Raw genomic sequence first — 17,491 nt, 5'->3', positions numbered from 1 at the left:
CGCTGCGGGCCCGCACGTTTTCATCGCCGGCGTGAACCGGACCCGGCGTTATCTCCCAAGCCGAAATGCTCTGTGGCGATCTTGCGCAGGATGAACTTCTGGATCTTGCCCGAAGCCGTCATGGGAAATTCCTCGACGAACATCCAGTATTTGGGCACCTTGAAGCGCGCCACGCGCTCCTGCACGAAAGCCGTGAGCTCCTCTTCGCTGCTGCTGGCGCCGCTCTTGAACTGGATGAAGGCCGCGCCGACTTCGCCCATGCGCTCGTCGGGCACGCCGCAGATATAGACCTGGTTGATGGTCTCGTGCTGGCCGATGATTTCTTCGACCTCCTTGGGCGCGACCGACTCACCGCCGATTTTGTACAAGTCCTTGGCGCGGCCCGTGATCTCGAAATAGCCATCGTCGCGCCGGCGGAAGATGTCGCCCGTGCGCAGCCAGCCGTCCTTGTCGATGGCGTCGCCGGTTTCCATGGGCTTTTTGTAGTAGCCGCGCGTGACGATGTTGCCGCGCACGGCAAGTTCACCCTCGTGCACGTCGGGCGGCAGGTCTTCCTTGGTCGAGGGGTCTATGAGCTTAAACTGCGCCTGCAGGCCGCCGAATTCTTCCTCGCCCGAGGCGCCGCCGGGCTTGTCCTTGCCCACTGCCGTGCAGATGAGCTCGAGCGGCGCGCCAAAGGGCGTATACATGGCGGCGGCAGAGACCTCGGTCATGCCCCAAGCCGTGAACAATTCCTGGATGCCGAGCTCGCGCTGCAGCGCCTCCCAGACCCACAAGGGCGTGGCCGCGGCAGCGTTGATCATGGCCCGCAGACTGCCGAGGTCGTGTTTGCGCAGGTCAGGGTGGTTGAGCAGCGCGACGGCCATGGTCGGCACGCTCGCCATGCGCGTCGCCTTGCTGCGGGCCAGCAGTTCCAGAAACTTGCCAGGGTCGAACAAAGTTTGCGGGATATAGGCGCCCCCAACGAACAGCACCGACAGAAAGCAGGCGACGTAGGCGAAGATGTGGTGCAAGGGCAAGGCGCTCGCGAGGCGGTCGCCATCGACATAGCATTCGTTCCACACGGTGCCGTAGGCGCTGCGCATGAGCATGTCGTGCGTCAGCATCACGCCTTTGGGACTGCCCGTGGTGCCCGAGGTGTAGCAGATCAGCGCGACTTCATCGGGGTAGCGCGAGGCTTTTTGGCGCTCCGCCAGCGCTTCGTCAGAAATGCCCTCGCCCAGGCGCAGGAAACTTTCCCAATCCAAGGCGCCGCCATAGCGTGCGCCCGAAGGCGACTGCACGAGCACATGGCGCAGGCGCGGGAAGGATTCGGCACGCCACGCGCCCGGCGTGCCCTGCATCTCGGGCAGCATGTGCTGGAGCTTTTCGATGTAGTGGCGGTCTTCGCAGTGGTCCATCGCAATCAGGCACACGCTGTCGGATTGCTTGACCTGGTAGGCCAGATCGACCGCGCCCATGCGCTCGTTGAGCGGCACGCTCACGCAGCCGATTTTGGCCACGGCAAGCTGCAAAAACGCGAGCTCGGGCACCGTAGGGAACAGCATGGACACATGCTCGCGCCGCTGCACGCCCAGCGCCATCAGGCTCTTGGCGAGCCGATCGACAAGCTGGCGCGACTGGGCGTAGGTGTAGCTTTTTTCTGGCGTGTAGATGTGCTCGCGCTCGGCAAATTCTGCGGCGAGGCGATCAAACCAGTCGCCCATGGTCAGGCGCTGCCAGACCGGCATGCGCTGCGCCAGGGCGGCGCGCCTTTGTGCGACGAGCGCCGAAACGGAGGATGGCTGCATGGGAATGCTCCTTTTCAAGAAAGCGACAAGTGCCCGGCTCCGGGCACCTTGTCCATGACAAAAATAATTCGTTTTCTATAGCGCCAAGTGCTTTCTGCATGAGCACTTTTTGCCAATTTCGCTTATGCGCGCAGGCTGAGCCTGCACGCATTCAGTCGTCGCCTATTTGTCAAAATACGCCGCAAAGTCCTTGCGCACCTGGTTCTTTTGGATCTTGCCCGTGGCCGTCTTGGGCATGGCGTCGACGACGACGACCGCTTTGGGACATTTGAAGGGGCTGAGCTTCTGTTTGACCTTGTGCAGCACTTCCTCGGGGTCCAGGGTCTCGCCCGGGCGCACGGTGACCACGGCGGTCACGGCCTCGCCCCAGCGCTCGTGCGGCAGGCCCACGACCACGACTTCGGCGAGCTTGGGCTCGACAGCGTAGAGCGCCTTTTCGACCTCGATCGAGGCCACGTTTTCGCCGCCGGACTTGATCACGTCCTTGTGACGGTCTTCGAACCAGAGCATGCCGTCCGCGCCGAAATGCCCCACGTCGCCCGAATGGAACCAGCCATGGCGAAAGGCTTCGCGCGTGGCCTTTTCGTCGTGCAGGTATTCGGTCAGCAGGTGTGGGCTGCGATAGACGATCTCGCCCGGCTGCTCGCGCGGCAGCAGATTGCCGGCCTCGTCCATGATGCCGATCTGCACGTTGATGCCGGCCGTGCCGATGGCGCCCGGATGCGACAGCTGGTGCTCGGGGCGAAAGCAGGTCGAGGCCGGGCTCATTTCGGTCTGGCCGAACATCAGCGAGAGCTCGCAGTCGAACACGTCCATGAGGCGGCGCAGATCGTCGTCGGGCATGGGCGCCATCGCATACACGGTGCGCCGCAGGCTGGAGACCTTGCGCGGCTTGTGCTCCTGCTCCTCGAGCAGCGCGCGGAACATCATCGGCAGGCCGAAGAACATGCTGATCTGCTCGGCCTCTATCAGGTCGAGCAGCAGCACGGGGTCGAAGGCTTCGAGGATGTAGAGCGTGGCGTTCGAGGCGATCGTGGGTGTGCAAAAGGCGTTGAGCTGCGCCGTGTGGAACATGGGCATCATGGCCACGACCTTGTCCTTGGCCTTGAGCTCGGTGTCGATGATGACGCCCAGCGTCTCCAGGTAGATCGCCAGGTGGCTGCCGACCACGCCCTTGGGCGCGGACGTGGTGCCGCTGGTGTAGAGGTAGGACAGCGGCGCGCGGTCTTGCACCAGCACCTCGGGATCGGCCTGCGCGCGCCCTTCGCCGAGCTGCGCCAGCGACTGCACCTGCACGCGCTGCGGCAGTGCAACGTCGGCGGGCGCAGGGCCTTCGATCACGATCAGGTCGCGGATCGCCGGCAAGTCGCCAAGCACCTGCGCCAGTTCAGCCAGCCAGCGCTGCTGCGCCACCACGCCGCGCACCTGTGCGTGGCTGAGCACGTAGCTGAGCTCGCCCTGGCGCCAGAACAGATTCAGCGGCGTGCAGACCACACCGATCTTGGCGCAGGCGTAGTAGGTGACGAGAAACTCCATGCAATTGCCCGACATCAGCGCAAGCGCATCGCCCTGGCGGTAGCCGAGCGCAAGCAGGCCGTGCGCCGTGCGGTTGACCCATTGGTTGAAGTCCTGGTAGCTGATGCGGCGCGCGCCTTCGACCAGGGCGGTCTTGTGCGGGTCGCGCGCAGCGCTGCGCGTGAGCATGTCGCCGACGTTGACGCGCTGGCTGAGGTTGAGTTGCAGGGCAAAGTCTGCCGTGGGTGCGGTCATGGGGGTTGTCTCCTGAAGGGTTTTCTTTGGGTGACGCCAGTGTGGCGTCATGGCCGCGTCATGGCGACGTCGTGTGGTTGCGGATTTCGTGCAGGCCGAACTTTTCCGAGGCGAGCTTGCGCAAGAGGAATTTCTGCACCTTTCCCGATGCCGTCATGGGGAAGTCCTCGACGAACACCCAATACTTCGGAATCTTGAAGCGCGCCACGCGCGTCTGCACGAAGGACGTGAGCTCGTCTTCGGTGCAGCTGCGCCCGGCCTTGAACTGCACGAAAGCCGCGCCGACCTCGCCCATGCGCTCGTCGGGCACGCCGCAGATATAGACCTGGTTGATGGTCTCGTGCTGGCAGATCATTTCCTCGATCTCTTTGGGCGCCACCAGTTCGCCGCCGATCTTGTACAAGTCTTTGGCGCGGCCGGTGATGAGGTAGTAGCCGTCACTGCGGCGCGCAAACACGTCGCCCGTGCGCAGCCAGCCGTCCTTGTCTATGGCCTCGCCGGTTTCTATGGGCTTTTTGTAGTAGCCGCGCGTGACGATGTTGCCGCGCACGGCGAGCTCGCCCTCGGGCGCGTCGGGCGGCAGCTCTTCCTTGGTCGAAGGGTCTATGAGCTTGAACTCGACCAGATTGCCGCCAAACTCCTCCAGCCCCGCCACGCCGCCCGGCTTTTCCAGGCCCACGGTGTTGGTGATGACTTCGAGTGAGGCACCAAACGGCGTATACATAGCCGCGGCAGAAGTCTCGGTCATGCCCCAGCCGGTCACCATTTCGGTGATGCCCATGTCGCGCTGCAAAGCCTCCCACACCCACAGCGGCGTGGCCGCGGCGGCGTTTTTCATGGCGCGCAGGCAGAGCTTGCGCTGGGGCAGGTCGGGGTGGTTGAGCAGCGCCACCGCGATCGTCGGCACGCTTTCGATGCGCGTGGCCTGGCTTTGCTCAAGGAGCTGCAAGAACGCGCCGGCGTCGAACAATGCCTGCGGAATGTAGGTGCCGCCGACGAACAGCAAGGCCAGAAAGCCCTCCACGTAGATGAACATGTGGTGCAGCGGCAGCGGGCTTGCGATGCGCTCACCCTCGATGAGGCCCTGGCTGTAGGCCGCGCTGTAGGCGCTGCGCATGAGCATGTCGTGCGTGACCATCACCCCCTTGGGGTTGCCCGTGGTGCCCGAGGTGTAGCAGATCAACACCACCTCGTCGGGGTAGCTCGAGGCTTCCTGGCGTTGGCGCAGCGCCTCGTCGGAAATGCCATCGCCCAATTGCAAAAACGCTTCCCAATCGACTGCACCGCCGTACTGTGCGCCGGACGGCGACTGCACGACCACACTGTGCAGCCGCGGGAACGATTCGGCGCGCCAGCTGCCCGGCGCGCCTTGCATCTCGGGCAGCATGTGCTGGATTTTGTCGATGTAGTGCCGGTCTTCGCAGTGGTCCATCGCGAGCAGGCACACGCTGTCGGACTGGCGCACCTGGTAGGCCAGATCGACGGCCCCCATGCGCTCGTTGAGCGGCACGCACACGCAGCCGATCTTGGCCACGGCAAGCTGCAAGAACGCGAGCTCGGGCACCGTGGGAAAGAGCATGGCCACGTGGTCGCGCCGCTGCACGCCCAGCGCCATCAGACTCTTGGCCAGCCGATCGACGAGCTGGCGCGACGCGGCGTAGCTGTAGCTCTTTTCGGGCGTGTAGATGTGCTCGCGCTCGGAGAATTCGGCCGCGAGACGGTCGAACCAGTCACCGATGGAGAGGCGCGTCCACTGCGGAATGCGCCGCGCGAGGGCGGCGCGGCGCTGTTCGAGGCTGGGCGCGGTTTGCGCTGGGTTCATTTGTGTCTCCATTCGTTGTGGTGCGGCACCCGGCCGTTTAGCGGCCTTTCCACACGGGTTTGCGCTTTTCCGCGAAGGCGCGCGGGCCTTCCTGCGCGTCTTCGCTCGCATAAGCCGCGCGGTAGATGTTGTGCGCGAGCGCCATACCGGCATCGCAGCCCGCGCTCATGGCCGTCATGATCGACTCCTTGCCTGCCATGACCGACAGCGGCGCGTTGTCGCGGATGCGCTCGGCGAGTTTTTGCGCACGCGCGCGCACGGCGTCGGGTGTGTCTTCGAGGTAGTTGATGAAGCGCAGCTCATGGAAGGGCTCGATCGGGTAGAGCTCGCCCGTCAGCACCATTTCCATGAGCAGCGGCTGCGGCAGCATCCACAGCAGTGGAATGGCCCAGGGGCTGCCGCGCCCGGCGATGCGCGTTTCGGTGATCCCCACCTGCGTGCCCTTGAGGCCCACGCGCAGGTCAGAGTTCAGGCTCAGCATCATGCCGCCCGCGATCAAATGCCCCGTCATAGCCGCGATGATGGGCTTGGCCACGCGGCGCTGGCGGCTGTGGAACGGGTCTTTCATCTTGGTGAGGATGTCCACGCCCTCCTCTTTCTTCACGCGCGCGGCTTCGCGCAGGTCCAGCCCTGCGCAGAAGGTGCCACAGTCGGACGAAGTGAGTATGGCCACGCGCACGTCCTTGTCGGCGTCGACGGCGTCCCAGCACTCGTAGAGCCGGTTCGCCGCGGCGGGCGAGAGTGCGTTGCGCATCTCGGGGCGGTTGATCTTCACGGTGGCAATGCCATCGCGCACTTCGTACAGCACGGAATCTGCGTCGCTCATGGGTTTCTTTCTTGCAAAGAGAATGGGAAATCGGTGAATCAGTGAATCAGTGAATTCGAACGGGCGGGCTCAGGCGCGCGTGACTTTCCACGCCGGGGCGCGCTTTTCGAGGAAGGCGGCGATGCCTTCGCGCGCCTCGGGCGTTTCCCAGGCGTCGGCGAGGCAGTTCGCGGTGTAGTCCATGCACTCCACGGGCGGGCGCCCGACCACGTCGTTGAACAGGCGCTTGGTGCGCGCGATCGCGCTTGCGGGCAGGCTCAGCACGAGTGCGAGCTCTTCTTCGATGGCGCGGTCGAGTTCTTCGGGCGGCACCACACGGTCGAGCAGGCCCACGCGCTCGGCCTGCACCGCATCGATGAACTGCGCCGTGAGGCCGTAGCGGCGCGCCTTCGCAAGGCCCAGGCGGCGCGCAACGTAAGGCCCGATGTTCGCAGGCGCCAGACCCAGCCGCGCCTCGGTGAGCGAAAAGCGCGCCGTGGTTGCGCCCACGGCCACGTCGCAAATGCAGGTCAGGCCAAAGCCGCCACCCGTCGCGGGGCCGTTGATGCGCCCGATCACGACCTTGGGCAGGTTGTCGAACTCGTAAAACAGGTCAGCCAGCGGGCGCGAGTCGGCGATGCGCTGTGCGCGGCTCTGGCTCAGCACGGTCTTCATCCAGTTCAGGTCGCCGCCCGCGCAGAAGGTCTTGCCCTCACCCGTGAGCACCAGCGCACGCACTTGCTCTTTGTGCGCCACCACCTGCAGGGCGTGGCGCAGCTCGGCCACGACGTCCAGGCTCAGCGCGTTTTGCATGTCGGGGCGCGCAAGCGTCAGGCGCGCGACGGCGTCGCCCTCGAAGGTGAGTTTGATCGATTGGTAGTTCATGGTTTGTCTCCTCGGTGGTTTTGTGCTATCGGCGGAGCCGGCTCATGCCGCTGCGCCCTCGGTTTTTTCGACGGCCCCTGATTCGCCGCCTTCCTCGGCCTCGATCACGGCAACGACGAGCCCGCGCTCGACCATCTGGCCGGGCTGTACGCTGAGCGCGCGCACCACGCCATCGTGCTCGGCCGTGATGCGCAGCTCCATCTTCATGGATTCCATGGTCGCCACCACGTCGCCCGCGCGCACAGCGTCACCCACGACGACGTGGGTCTGCAAGATCATGCCCATCATGGGCGTGCGCAGCTGGCCGCTGGACTTGCGCGCCGCGGCCACCTGGTTGACGTACGAAGCCATGCCCAGCGTGAACGCGCCCGCGCCGCCCTGCACGAACAGCGCCTCACCTTTGCGTGCGATGTGCAGCGTTTCATAGCAGTCGCCGCGGCGCAGGCGCCACTGGCCGTCTGCCAGGGGTGTGAGCGCCAGGCGCACGGACTCGGCGCCGACCTGCACCGTGATCTCGCCATCGGGCGCGAGCGCGCCTACGCGCACTTCGTGCGTCTGCCCGCCCGAGTGCACGAGCAGCACCGGCAGCGGCGTGATCGAATCGCTGCCCGCGTGCATCTGCCAGCCCGTCACGTCCAGCGCCGTCCAGGCACCGTAGGCCGGGCCAGCGGTGCGCGCGTCGCGCAGCCACCACGCGGCAGCAGCGGCGATGGTGTGCAGCGGTGCGCTGGGCGTGGCGATACGCCACTCGGCCAGCACCTCATCGACCAGGCGCGTGTGGAAAGTGGACGCGCGTGTGTCGGGCAGGCTCAAGAGACGGCGCAAAAAGGCGATGTTGGTCTCCACCCCGAGCACCTGCGTTTCGCCCAAGGCCCAATCGAGCTTGTCGAGCGCAGCCTGGCGCGTGGGCGCGTGCACGATGAGCTTGGCCAGCATGGGGTCGTAAAACGGCGTGACCACCATGTCCGCGCGCACGCCCGACTCGACGCGCACGCCGCTGGCCGCAAAGCGCACCTCGACGAGCTCGCCCGTGGAGGGCATGAAGTTCTGCGCCGCGTCCTCGGCGCACACGCGCGCTTCGACGGCGTGGCCCTGCACCTGCACGTCCTGCTGGCGCACGGGCAGGCCCTCGCCCGCGGCGATGCGCAGCATGAGCTCGACGATGTCCACGCCCGTGACTTCCTCGGTGACGGGGTGCTCGACCTGCAGGCGCGGATTCACTTCGAGGAAGTGGTGCTGCCCGTCGTGCACGATGAACTCCACCGTGCCCACGCCGCGGTAGCGCAGGCGCTCGCCCAGACGCACGGCGTCGCTCAGCATGGCGGTGCGCAAGGAGGCGTCGAGGTTGCTCGCGGGCGCCTCTTCGATCAGTTTTTGGTAGCGCCTTTGCAGCGTGCATTCACGCTCGAACAGGTGAATGACCTGGCCCTTGCCGTCGCCCGCGATCTGCACCTCGATATGCCGGCCGTGCTCGATGAAGGGCTCCACGATCAGCGCCGGGTCGCCAAAGGCGCTCGCGCCTTCGCGCATGGCCGATGCGATGTCGGCTTCGAGCGTATCGAGCGTGCGCACCACGCGCATGCCCTTGCCGCCGCCGCCCGCTGCGGCCTTGAGCACCACGGGCAGCGCCATGCCGCGCACGGTGGCGGCGATGGCGGCTGCGTCGCGGCTGGGCTGCGCGCTGCCGCCGAGCACGGGCACGCCAGCGGCGCGCGCCTCGTGCTTGGCCGCGGCCTTGTCGCCCAGGCGCTCTATGGATTCGGGCGTGGGGCCGATGAAGACCAGCCCCGCCGCCTCGACGGCGCGCGCGAATGCGGGGTTTTCGGCCAGAAAGCCGTAGCCCGGATGGATGGCCTGCGCGCCCGTGCGCCGCGCAGCCGCGATCACGGCGTCTATGCGCAGGTAGCTCTCGGTCGCGGGGGCACCGCCGATTTCGATCGACTCGCCGACGCAATCGACGTGCAGCGCGTCGCGGTCGGCGCTCGAATGCACGCCCGCGACGGCAATGCCCAGGCGCGCGCAGGTGCGTGCGATGCGGCAGGCGATCTCACCGCGGTTTGCGATCAGGATTTTTTTGAACATAAAACTTCCAAATCAGTAGCTGCCAGCGCTTGATACATCAGCGCTAGAGGCCAATTTGATACATATTTTTGGACTGCCGCCCAAGCCCGCGCTCACATGCGGAACACGCCGAAATGCGTTTCCTTGGCCGGTTGGCGCCCGGCGAGTTCGAGCAGCAGCGCCATGGTGTCGCGCGTCTCGGTCGGCTCTATGACCATGTCGCACCACAGGTGCGCGGCGTAGTTGTAGGGGCTCGCGAAGCGCTCGAACTGCTCGCGGATCGGCTGCTTGAAGCGCTCTTTTTCTTCCTCGCTCCAGCTCGTGCCCTCGCGCTCGTGGATGTTGTCGCGCACCATGGTCAGGGTGGTGGCGGCCTGCTCGGGGCCCATGAGCGCGGCGCGGCCCGTGGGCCACATCATCATGACATTGGGCTTGAACGGCCGCCCGCACATCGCAAGGTAGGCCGCGGCGTAGGAGCCGCCCGTGATCAGGGTGTAGCGCGGCACGTTGGCTGAGGCCATGGCCGTCATGAATTTGGCGCCGTGCTTGGCAATGCCCTGCTGCTCCACGGCCTGGCCGACCATGAAGCCCGACACGTCGGCCATGAACAGCAAAGGGATGTCGCGCTGGCAGCACAGCTCGATGAAATGCGCCCCCTTGATCGCGCTTTCGGAAAAGATCACGCCGTTGTTCGCGAGGATGCCGACCTGGAAGCCCTTGATGCGCGCAAAACCGCAGATCATGGTGTCGCCATAGAGCGGTTTGAACTCCTGCAAGTCGCTGTCATCGATCAGGCGCAGCAGCACTTCGCGGTTGTCGGTCGGGTGGCGGTTGTCGGCGCTCACGATGCCGTAAATCTCGCGCGGGTCGTAGCGCGGCGGCAGCGGCGGGGCCACGTCCCAGCGCTGCCTGGGGCCCGTGCCCAGGTTGGCGACGATGCCGCGCACGATGGCGATCGCGTGCGCGTCGTTTTCGGCCAGGTGGTCGGTCACGCCGCTGATGCGGCTGTGCATCTCGCCGCCGCCCAGGGTTTCCACATCGACCACTTCCTTGGTCGCGGCATAGACGAGCTGCGGGCCGCCGAGGAACATGGCGCCCTGGTTGCGCACGATCACGGCCTCGTCGCACAGCGCGGGCAGATAGGCGCCGCCTGCGGTCGAGGGCCCGTGCACGGTGGCGATCTGCGTGATGCCCTCGGCGGACATGCGGATCTGGTTGTAGAAGATGGAGCCGAACTGCCCGTCGTCGGGGAAGATGAACTCCTGCTCGGGCAGGTTCGCACCACCCGACTGCACCATGGTGATGCAGGGCAGGCGGTGCTGCCAGGCGAACATCTGCGCGCGCACGTGCTTTTTCGAGGTAATGCCGTAGTAGGTGCCGCCTTTGACGGTGGCGTCGTGGATCATGATCATGCAAGGCCGCCCGCTGACCAGGCCCACGCCCGTGATGATGCTGCCGCCCGGCGGCACGCCCTCGTACATACCCTCGCCCGCAAGCTGGCCGAACTCTAAAAACGGCGAGCCAGGGTCGAGCACGGCCGCAAGGCGCTCGCGCGGCAGCAGCTGCTTGCGCTGCTTGTGCAGGCGCCGCGCCTTTTCGGGGCCACCCGCCAAGGCGCGCGCGCGGCGCTCGTGCAGGTCGGCAATGCGCGCCTCGTAGGCTTCGCGGTTGCGGCGGAATTCGTCGGTATGCACCGACACGTTGGAAGCCATTTCTGTCATTCGATTCCTCTTTCGTCTCGGTGCCCTGGCGGTCCGCCTCGTAGCGGGTCAACCCAAGGCCGCGAAGCGCTGCAGGTGGTGGTCGGCGCTGCCGAACAGGTGGCAAAACATCTCTTCGCATCCTTGTTTGCGCAAGTCCAGGCAGTGTCAGATCGTGATGCCGCCGCCGCACACCAGCGTCTGGCCGCTGACGTAGTTGGCCTCGGGCGTGCACAGCAGATAGACCGAACCGGCGGCCTCTTCGGGCGTGCCCGCACGGCCCACGGGAATGCTGCGCTCCATCATGGCGAGCAGGTCGGGGTTCACGCCGACCTTGATCTTGCGGCCCTCGATGTCGATGGAGGCGTCGCCCTTGGCCGGCGCCTCGGTCAGGCGCGTCTTGATCATGCCGAAGGCCACGCAGTTGACGTTGACCTTGTAGCGTCCCCACTCCTTGGCCATGGCCAGCGTCAGGCCCACGATGCCCGCCTTGGCCGCCGAATAATTGGCCTGGCCTGCGTTGCCGCCCAGGCCCGCGATCGACGAGATGTTGACCACCTTGCGGAACACTTCCTGGCCCGCGTCGGCCTCCTTCTTGGCGGCAAAGCGGATGTAGTCGGCAGCGGCGCGCAGGATCTTGAACGGCGCCGTCAGGTGCACGTCGATGATCGCGTTCCACTGCTCGTCGGTCATCTTCTGGATCACGTTGTCCCAGGTATAGCCGGCGTTGTTGATGATGATGTCCAGGCCGCCAAAGCCCTCGGTGGCGGTCTTGACGAACTGCTCGGCAAAACCGTCGGCCGTGACACTGCCGGGGCAGGCCAGCGCCTGTCCCCCGGCCGCCTTGATGTCGGCCACGGTCTGCTCGGCGGGTGCCGGGTCGAGGTCGTTGACGACCACTTTGGCGCCCTCGCTCGCGAGCTTGAGTGCGATGGAGCGGCCGATGCCGCGACCGGAGCCGGAAACGATGGCAACCTTGCCTTCGAGTTTTTTCATGGTGCGAATCCTTTGGGTAAGAGAAAAAAGGCCCGCGCGCAGCCTGCCTGACGCCGCCACCGCGCACCGTGGCGCAGCGGCAACTCGGGGTCGGCGGGACCAAGGGAAAGAAAATGCGCTGTGCTCTGGGGGACGCTTACAGCCGTCAGCTCAGCGCGATCAGAGCCTCGCCCGCGAGGGTGATCTCGCCCGTGCTCTTGGCCGCGGTGATGTCCACACGCACACAGGGACGCCCGCCGCGCTCGGTCTTTTCGACCACCTTGCCCGAGCAGCGCACGCGATCGCCCAGGTGTGTGACGGCGGCAAAGCGCACGCCGAAGCTCATGAGCTGGCGCTGCGGCACCCACTCGGTCAGGGCGCGCCCGAGGTAGGCCATGGACAGCATGCCGTGCGCGAACACGTCGGGCATGCCAGCCTTGCGCGCAAAGTCGATGTCGATGTGGATGGGGTTGTGGTCGCCCGAAGCGCCCGCGAACAGGGCGAGCGTGGTGCGCGTGATCGGGGGCAGCTCCAATACGGGCATTTCATCGCCGACCTGGAGCACTTTGACAGGGGGTATTCATGACACGAATCCTTCAAGCATGGCGAACGACGATGACCGAATGAATGTCGGCGACATGCTCACCGAGCTGGTTGGTCACGCGCGTTTCTTTGACGACGAACTCGAGCGCGCCGCCTTTTTTGTCATAGATGTCGGTGATCTCGGACTCGAGGCGCAGCGTGTCGCCCGCGCACACCGGCGCGTAGTAGTCGAACCGCTGCTCGCCATGCAGCACCTTGCCCAGGTCGATTTGCAACGTGGTGATGAGCTCCATCATGGCGCCCGAATCGCCCTCAGCCCCGAAGAAGAAGGTGGGCGGTGCCACCACATTGCGGTAGCCCGCCGCGCGCGCGGCCTCCACGTCGGTGTAGATCGGGTCCTTGGCCCCTATCACGTCGGCAAAAAAGGCGATGCGCCCTTTTTCCACGTCCCACAGCGTGGGCGGCTGCTTGTAGCCGATGAATTTTTTATCGATCATGTTCGCGTCTCCCTGGATCACGCGGCGCTCAGTTGGTCTGGTACATCGTCACCACGCAGGCACCACCCAGGCCGAGGTTGTGCTGCAGCGCGATGCGCGCGCCTTCGACCTGGCGCTTCTCGGCCGTGCCGCGCAGCTGGTGGGTGAGCTCGTAGCACTGCGCAAGCCCCGTCGCACCCAGCGGGTGGCCCTTGGAGAGCAGGCCGCCCGAGGGATTGGTCACGACCTTGCCGCCGTAGGTGTTGTCGCCGTCGAGCACGAACTTCTCGGCGCCGCCCTCGGGGCACAGACCCAGTGCTTCGTAGGTGATGAGCTCGTTCTGCGCGAAGCAGTCGTGCAGCTCGACCACATTGACGTCCTTCGCGCCAATGCCGGTGCGCTCATAGACCTGGCGAGCCGCATCGCGCGCCATGTCGTAGCCGACCACGCGCATCATGTCCTTGGACGTGAAGGTGCTCGGGAAGTCCGTGGCCATGGCCTGGGCAACGATCTTCACTTTGGTGTTGAGGCCGTGCTTCTTGGCGTATTCCTCGGAGCAGATCACGGCGGCCGCAGCACCGCAGGTGGGCGGGCAGGCCATGAGGCGCGTCAACACACCGGGCCAGACCGCGGGTGATTCCATCACATCCTGGACCGTCACCTCCTTGCGGAACAGTGCGAGCGGGTTGTTCACGGCGTGGCGGCTCGCCTTGGCGCGGATTTCGGCAAAGGTTTCGAGCTTGGTGCCGTACTTGTCCATGTGCGCCTTGCCCGCGCCACCAAAGTAGCGCAACGCAAGCGGAATTTCGGGATGGCCCACGAGCGCGTCGGTCACGTTGTCGAACTCTTCGAACGGCGTGGGACGGTCGGTGAACTTGGCTTTGATCGCGCCCGGCTCCATCTGCTCGAAGCCCAGCGCGAGCACGCAGTCGGCCGCACCGCTCTCCACGGCCTGGCGCGCGAGGAACAGCGCGCTCGAGCCGGTCGAGCAATTGTTGTTGACGTTGATGATCGGAATGCCCGTCATACCGACCGGGTACAGCGCACGCTGGCCGCAGGTCGAATCGCCATAGACATAGCCGACCATGGCCTGTTGGATGGCGGCGTAATCGACGCCCGCATCGGCCAGGGCCAGATGCGCGGCCTTGCCTCCCATGACGTGGTAATGCTCGCTGGCGCCGGGCTTGGCGAACGGAATCATGCCGACGCCGGCAACGATGACTTTGTGGCTCATGAAAATCTCCTAAGGATGAAGGGGCGCCTTCGTCAGGCAAAAGGAACAACGAGGACTGCGGCAGTCTATCTAACGCTTGACAGTCCTGCAAGCCAAATTTACATTGCGTCGCTGGAGCCGCTCTATGGTCTGGCGCATGCGCCCACACGCAGGGGGTTCATGCAAACCTTGCGCCAGCCCCGAGCCGCGCCGACGACAACTACGTTCTGGAGAATCCTCATGAGTGGCCCTCTCAAAGGCTTGAAAGTCATCGAATTCGGCGGCATAGGCCCCGGTCCTTTTTGCGCCATGCTGCTGTCGGACATGGGCGCGGACGTGATCCGGCTCGACCGCAAGGCCGAAAAAGGCAAGGATCGTGGCGAGGGCGCCTTCCTCGCGAGCGGCCGTCGCGGCGTGCTGCATCGCGGCCGGCGCTCGGTCGCGGTCGATCTCAAAGACCCGCAGGACAAAGAAAAGGTGCTGCAGCTGATCGACGGCGCCGACGCCATCATCGAGGGCTATCGCCCCGGCGTGATGGAGCGCCTGGGCCTCGGGCCCGACGTGCTGCTGGCACGCCATCCGCGCCTGGTCTATGGCCGCATGACGGGCTGGGGGCAGGACGGCCCCATGGCGCAGGCCGCGGGGCACGACATCAATTACATCGCGCTCTCGGGCGCGCTCAGCACCATTGGCCGCGCACAAGGCGGCCCGGTGGCGCCGCCCGCGATGATCGGCGACCTTGGCGGCGGCGGCATGATGCTGGCCTTCGGCATCGTGTGCGCCTTGCTCGAAGCGCGCAACTCGGGCAAGGGTCAGGTGGTCGATGCCGCCATCGTCGATGGTGCGGCGCTGCTGACTTCCATCGTCTGCGACCTCAAGTCGCTGGGCTTGTGGCAAAACAAGCTGCAGTCCAACCTGCTCGACGGCGGCGCGCATTTTTACGACACCTACGAATGCGCCGACGGCCAGTGGATCTCGATCGGCTCGCTCGAGCCGCAGTTCTACACCCTGCTGCTCGAAAAGCTCGGCATCACCGACCCCGACTTCGCGCTCTCGCGCCAGCGCGACCCAGCCGCCTGGCCCGGGCTCAAGCGCAAGATCGCCGACATTTTCCGCAGCCAACCCAGCAGCCACTGGCGCGCACTGCTCGAGGGCACGGACGTATGCTTTGCGCCCGTGCTCACGCTCGAAGAAGCGGCGCAGCACCCGCACAACCGAGCGCGCGGCACCTTCTTCGAACGCGAAGGCATCCTGCAGCCTGCGCCCGCACCGCGCTTCAGCCGCACCGTGCCCGGGCAGCCCGGCCCATCGCCCTACATCGGCGAGCACGATGACGAGATTTTGAAGTAAACACAGGCGCTTCACGCTACGAAAGCCGCAGCAAGCTGCGGCTTTTTTGTGCGCTATTGTGCGCACAATACTGGCGTTTCATACAGCCATTTTTCCCGCCGCACTACAATCCGCCGCCATGGCAAGCAAAGCGTCAACCGTTTCCACCAGCGCGTATGCCGAGGGCTCTATCCGCGTGCTCAAGGGGCTGGAGCCCGTCAAGCAGCGCCCGGGCATGTACACGCGCACCGACAACCCGCTGCACATCGTGCAGGAAGTGCTGGACAACGCCGCCGACGAGGCGCTCGCGGGCTTTGGCCGGCGCATCAGGGTCACGCTGCACGCCGACGGCTCGGTGAGCGTGGAAGACGACGGGCGCGGCATCCCGTTCGGCCTGCACCCCGAAGAAAACGCCCCCGTGATCGAACTCGTGTTCACGCGCCTGCACGCGGGCGGCAAGTTCGACAAGGGCCAGGGCGGCGCGTACAGCTTCTCAGGCGGCTTGCACGGCGTGGGCGTGAGCGTGACCAACGCGCTCGCACGCCGGCTCGAAGTCACGAGCCACCGCGACGGGCAGGCCGCGCGCATCGTGTTCGCCGGCGGCGACGTGCTCGAGCCGCTCAGCGTGCGCCCCTGCGCCGCAGGCGATCGCAAGCAGGGCACCAGCGTGCGCGTGTGGCCCGACGGGCGCTACTTCGAGTCCGACGCGCTGCCCCTGGGCGAGCTGGTGCACCTGCTGCGCAGCAAGGCCGTGCTCATGCCCGGCGTCACGGTGCAGCTCATCGATGAGAAGAAAAAAGACAGCCAGAGCTGGCAATACAAAGGCGGGCTGCTCGATTATTTGCAGCAAAGCCTGAGCGCCGAACCCGTGATTCCGGTGTTTGAAGGCGCAGGCCATGCCGACGCCGGCCACGACAGCTTTGCCGAGGGCGAAGGCGCGGCCTGGGCCGTAGCCTTTACCGAAGAAGGCGCGCCGGTGCGCGAGAGCTACGTCAACCTGATCCCCACGAGCGCGGGCGGCACGCACGACAGCGGCCTGCGCGACGGGCTGTTCCAGGCCGTGAAAAGCTTCATCGAACTGCACGCGCTGCTGCCCAAAGGCGTCAAGCTGCTGCCCGAGGACGTGTTTGCACGCGCGAGCTACGTGCTCTCGGCCAAGGTGCTCGATCCGCAATTCCAGGGCCAGATCAAGGAGCGCCTGAACTCGCGCGACGCCGTGCGCCTGGTTTCGAGCTTCGTGCGCCCGGCGCTGGAGCTGTGGCTCAACCAGCATGTCGAATACGGCAAAAAGCTCGCCGAACTCGCCATCAAGGCCGCGCAAAGCCGCCAGAAAGCCGGCCAGAAGGTCGAAAAACGCAAGGGCTCGGGCGTGGCCGTGCTGCCGGGCAAGCTCACCGACTGCGAAAGCCGCGACCTGCGCCACAACGAGATCTTTCTGGTCGAGGGCGACAGCGCCGGCGGCAGCGCCAAAATGGGCCGCGACAAGGAGTCGCAGGCCATTCTCCCCTTGCGCGGCAAGGTGCTCAACACCTGGGAGGTCGAGCGCGACCGCCTGTTCGCCAACGCCGAGGTGCACGACATCGCCGTGGCCATAGGCGTGGACCCGCACGGCCCGAACGACAGCCCCGACCTGTCGGGCCTGCGCTACGGCAAGGTCTGCATCCTGAGCGACGCCGATGTCGATGGCTCGCACATCCAGGTGCTGCTGCTGACGCTGTTTTTCCGTCACTTTCCCAAGCTCATCGAAGCCGGGCATGTGTACGTGGCGCGCCCGCCGCTGTACCGCGTCGATGTGCCCGCGCGCGGCAAAAAGCCCGCAAGCAAACACTACGCGCTCGACGAGGGCGAGCTTGCCGCGATCCTCGACAAATGCGCCAAGGAAGGCGTGCCGCGCGAAAAATGCCAGATCAGCCGTTTCAAGGGGCTGGGCGAAATGAGCGCCGAGCAGCTCTGGGAAACCACCCTCAACCCCGACACACGCCGCCTGCTGCCCGTGCAGCTGGGCGACCTCGACTTCGCCACCACCGAAGCGCGCATCACCCAGCTCATGGGCAAGGGCGAAGCCGCCGCACGCCGCGAACTGATGGAGCTGCGCGGCGATGCGGTGGAGGTGGATGTGTGA

The 17,491-nt window shown here is 65.7% G+C and carries 13 protein-coding genes; 2 read left to right on the top strand and 11 right to left on the bottom strand.

Annotated features, from left to right (window positions below):
• Positions 1-20: 20 nt before the first annotated feature.
• The 11 genes from PYV55_RS04935 to PYV55_RS04885 form a co-directional block, all read right to left on the bottom strand.
• A complete protein-coding gene (locus PYV55_RS04935) occupies positions 21-1,790 on the bottom strand; it encodes an AMP-binding protein (RefSeq protein WP_275849574.1) in 1,770 nt (589 codons plus the stop codon).
• A 162-nt stretch (positions 1,791-1,952) separates the two neighbouring features.
• Entirely contained in the window at positions 1,953-3,560 is a 1,608-nt protein-coding gene (locus PYV55_RS04930) for an AMP-binding protein (protein ID WP_275849573.1), read from the bottom strand.
• 58 nt (positions 3,561-3,618) lie between these two features.
• Positions 3,619-5,382 (bottom strand): AMP-binding protein, encoded by a 1,764-nt coding sequence (locus tag PYV55_RS04925; RefSeq protein WP_275849572.1) that lies wholly within the window; start codon positions 5,380-5,382, stop codon positions 3,619-3,621.
• 37 nt (positions 5,383-5,419) lie between these two features.
• Positions 5,420-6,208: an enoyl-CoA hydratase/isomerase family protein gene (locus tag PYV55_RS04920; RefSeq protein ID WP_144734987.1), complete on the bottom strand. Its 789-nt coding sequence runs from the start codon at positions 6,206-6,208 to the stop codon at positions 5,420-5,422.
• Between the two features lie 69 nt (positions 6,209-6,277).
• Complete coding sequence (locus tag PYV55_RS04915) at positions 6,278-7,072, bottom strand: enoyl-CoA hydratase-related protein (RefSeq protein ID WP_275849571.1); 795 nt, start codon at positions 7,070-7,072, stop codon at positions 6,278-6,280.
• Positions 7,073-7,114: 42 nt separating this feature from the next.
• Positions 7,115-9,154 carry an acetyl/propionyl/methylcrotonyl-CoA carboxylase subunit alpha gene (locus PYV55_RS04910; protein ID WP_275849570.1) on the bottom strand — a complete coding sequence of 680 codons (2,040 nt, stop codon included), beginning with the start codon at positions 9,152-9,154 and terminating at the stop codon, positions 7,115-7,117.
• A gap of 92 nt (positions 9,155-9,246) precedes the next feature.
• Complete coding sequence (locus PYV55_RS04905; protein ID WP_275849569.1) at positions 9,247-10,854, bottom strand: acyl-CoA carboxylase subunit beta; 1,608 nt, start codon at positions 10,852-10,854, stop codon at positions 9,247-9,249.
• Positions 10,855-11,001: 147 nt separating this feature from the next.
• The gene (locus tag PYV55_RS04900) at positions 11,002-11,829 is read right to left on the bottom strand and encodes an SDR family NAD(P)-dependent oxidoreductase (RefSeq protein WP_275849568.1); all 828 of its coding nucleotides are present in this window, start codon (positions 11,827-11,829) and stop codon (positions 11,002-11,004) included.
• Positions 11,830-11,974: 145 nt separating this feature from the next.
• The gene (locus PYV55_RS04895) at positions 11,975-12,352 is read right to left on the bottom strand and encodes a MaoC family dehydratase (protein ID WP_275849877.1); all 378 of its coding nucleotides are present in this window, start codon (positions 12,350-12,352) and stop codon (positions 11,975-11,977) included.
• A 52-nt stretch (positions 12,353-12,404) separates the two neighbouring features.
• Positions 12,405-12,848: a MaoC family dehydratase N-terminal domain-containing protein gene (locus PYV55_RS04890; RefSeq protein WP_275849567.1), complete on the bottom strand. Its 444-nt coding sequence runs from the start codon at positions 12,846-12,848 to the stop codon at positions 12,405-12,407.
• Positions 12,849-12,876: 28 nt separating this feature from the next.
• Positions 12,877-14,061, bottom strand: a complete 1,185-nt coding sequence (locus PYV55_RS04885) for a lipid-transfer protein (RefSeq protein WP_275849566.1) — start codon at positions 14,059-14,061, stop codon at positions 12,877-12,879.
• 219 nt (positions 14,062-14,280) lie between these two features.
• On the opposite strand from PYV55_RS04885, the gene PYV55_RS04880 reads away from it, so the two are divergent.
• Positions 14,281-15,390 (top strand): CaiB/BaiF CoA transferase family protein, encoded by a 1,110-nt coding sequence (locus PYV55_RS04880; RefSeq protein WP_275849565.1) that lies wholly within the window; start codon positions 14,281-14,283, stop codon positions 15,388-15,390.
• 118 nt (positions 15,391-15,508) lie between these two features.
• A complete protein-coding gene (locus tag PYV55_RS04875; RefSeq protein WP_275849564.1) occupies positions 15,509-17,491 on the top strand; it encodes a DNA topoisomerase IV subunit B in 1,983 nt (660 codons plus the stop codon).

Source organism: Extensimonas soli (genome assembly GCF_029211265.1).
GTDB classification, from domain to species: Bacteria; Pseudomonadota; Gammaproteobacteria; order Burkholderiales; family Burkholderiaceae_C; genus Extensimonas; species Extensimonas soli.
This window is presented reverse-complemented; position numbering and strand designations above follow the sequence as displayed.

Bases quoted from the DNA above. Each gene is read 5' to 3' on its own strand.
- PYV55_RS04935 (WP_275849574.1), bottom strand. From the start codon at position 1,790: ATGCAGCCATCCTCCGTTTCGGCGCTCGTCGCACAAAGGCGCGCCGCC.
- PYV55_RS04930 (WP_275849573.1), bottom strand. From the start codon at position 3,560: ATGACCGCACCCACGGCAGACTTTGCCCTGCAACTCAACCTCAGCCAG.
- PYV55_RS04925 (WP_275849572.1), bottom strand. From the start codon at position 5,382: ATGAACCCAGCGCAAACCGCGCCCAGCCTCGAACAGCGCCGCGCCGCC.
- PYV55_RS04920 (WP_144734987.1), bottom strand. From the start codon at position 6,208: ATGAGCGACGCAGATTCCGTGCTGTACGAAGTGCGCGATGGCATTGCC.
- PYV55_RS04915 (WP_275849571.1), bottom strand. From the start codon at position 7,072: ATGAACTACCAATCGATCAAACTCACCTTCGAGGGCGACGCCGTCGCG.
- PYV55_RS04910 (WP_275849570.1), bottom strand. From the start codon at position 9,154: ATGTTCAAAAAAATCCTGATCGCAAACCGCGGTGAGATCGCCTGCCGC.
- PYV55_RS04905 (WP_275849569.1), bottom strand. From the start codon at position 10,854: ATGACAGAAATGGCTTCCAACGTGTCGGTGCATACCGACGAATTCCGC.
- PYV55_RS04900 (WP_275849568.1), bottom strand. From the start codon at position 11,829: ATGAAAAAACTCGAAGGCAAGGTTGCCATCGTTTCCGGCTCCGGTCGC.
- PYV55_RS04895 (WP_275849877.1), bottom strand. From the start codon at position 12,352: ATGCCCGTATTGGAGCTGCCCCCGATCACGCGCACCACGCTCGCCCTG.
- PYV55_RS04890 (WP_275849567.1), bottom strand. From the start codon at position 12,848: ATGATCGATAAAAAATTCATCGGCTACAAGCAGCCGCCCACGCTGTGG.
- PYV55_RS04885 (WP_275849566.1), bottom strand. From the start codon at position 14,061: ATGAGCCACAAAGTCATCGTTGCCGGCGTCGGCATGATTCCGTTCGCC.
- PYV55_RS04880 (WP_275849565.1), top strand. From the start codon at position 14,281: ATGAGTGGCCCTCTCAAAGGCTTGAAAGTCATCGAATTCGGCGGCATA.
- PYV55_RS04875 (WP_275849564.1), top strand. From the start codon at position 15,509: ATGGCAAGCAAAGCGTCAACCGTTTCCACCAGCGCGTATGCCGAGGGC.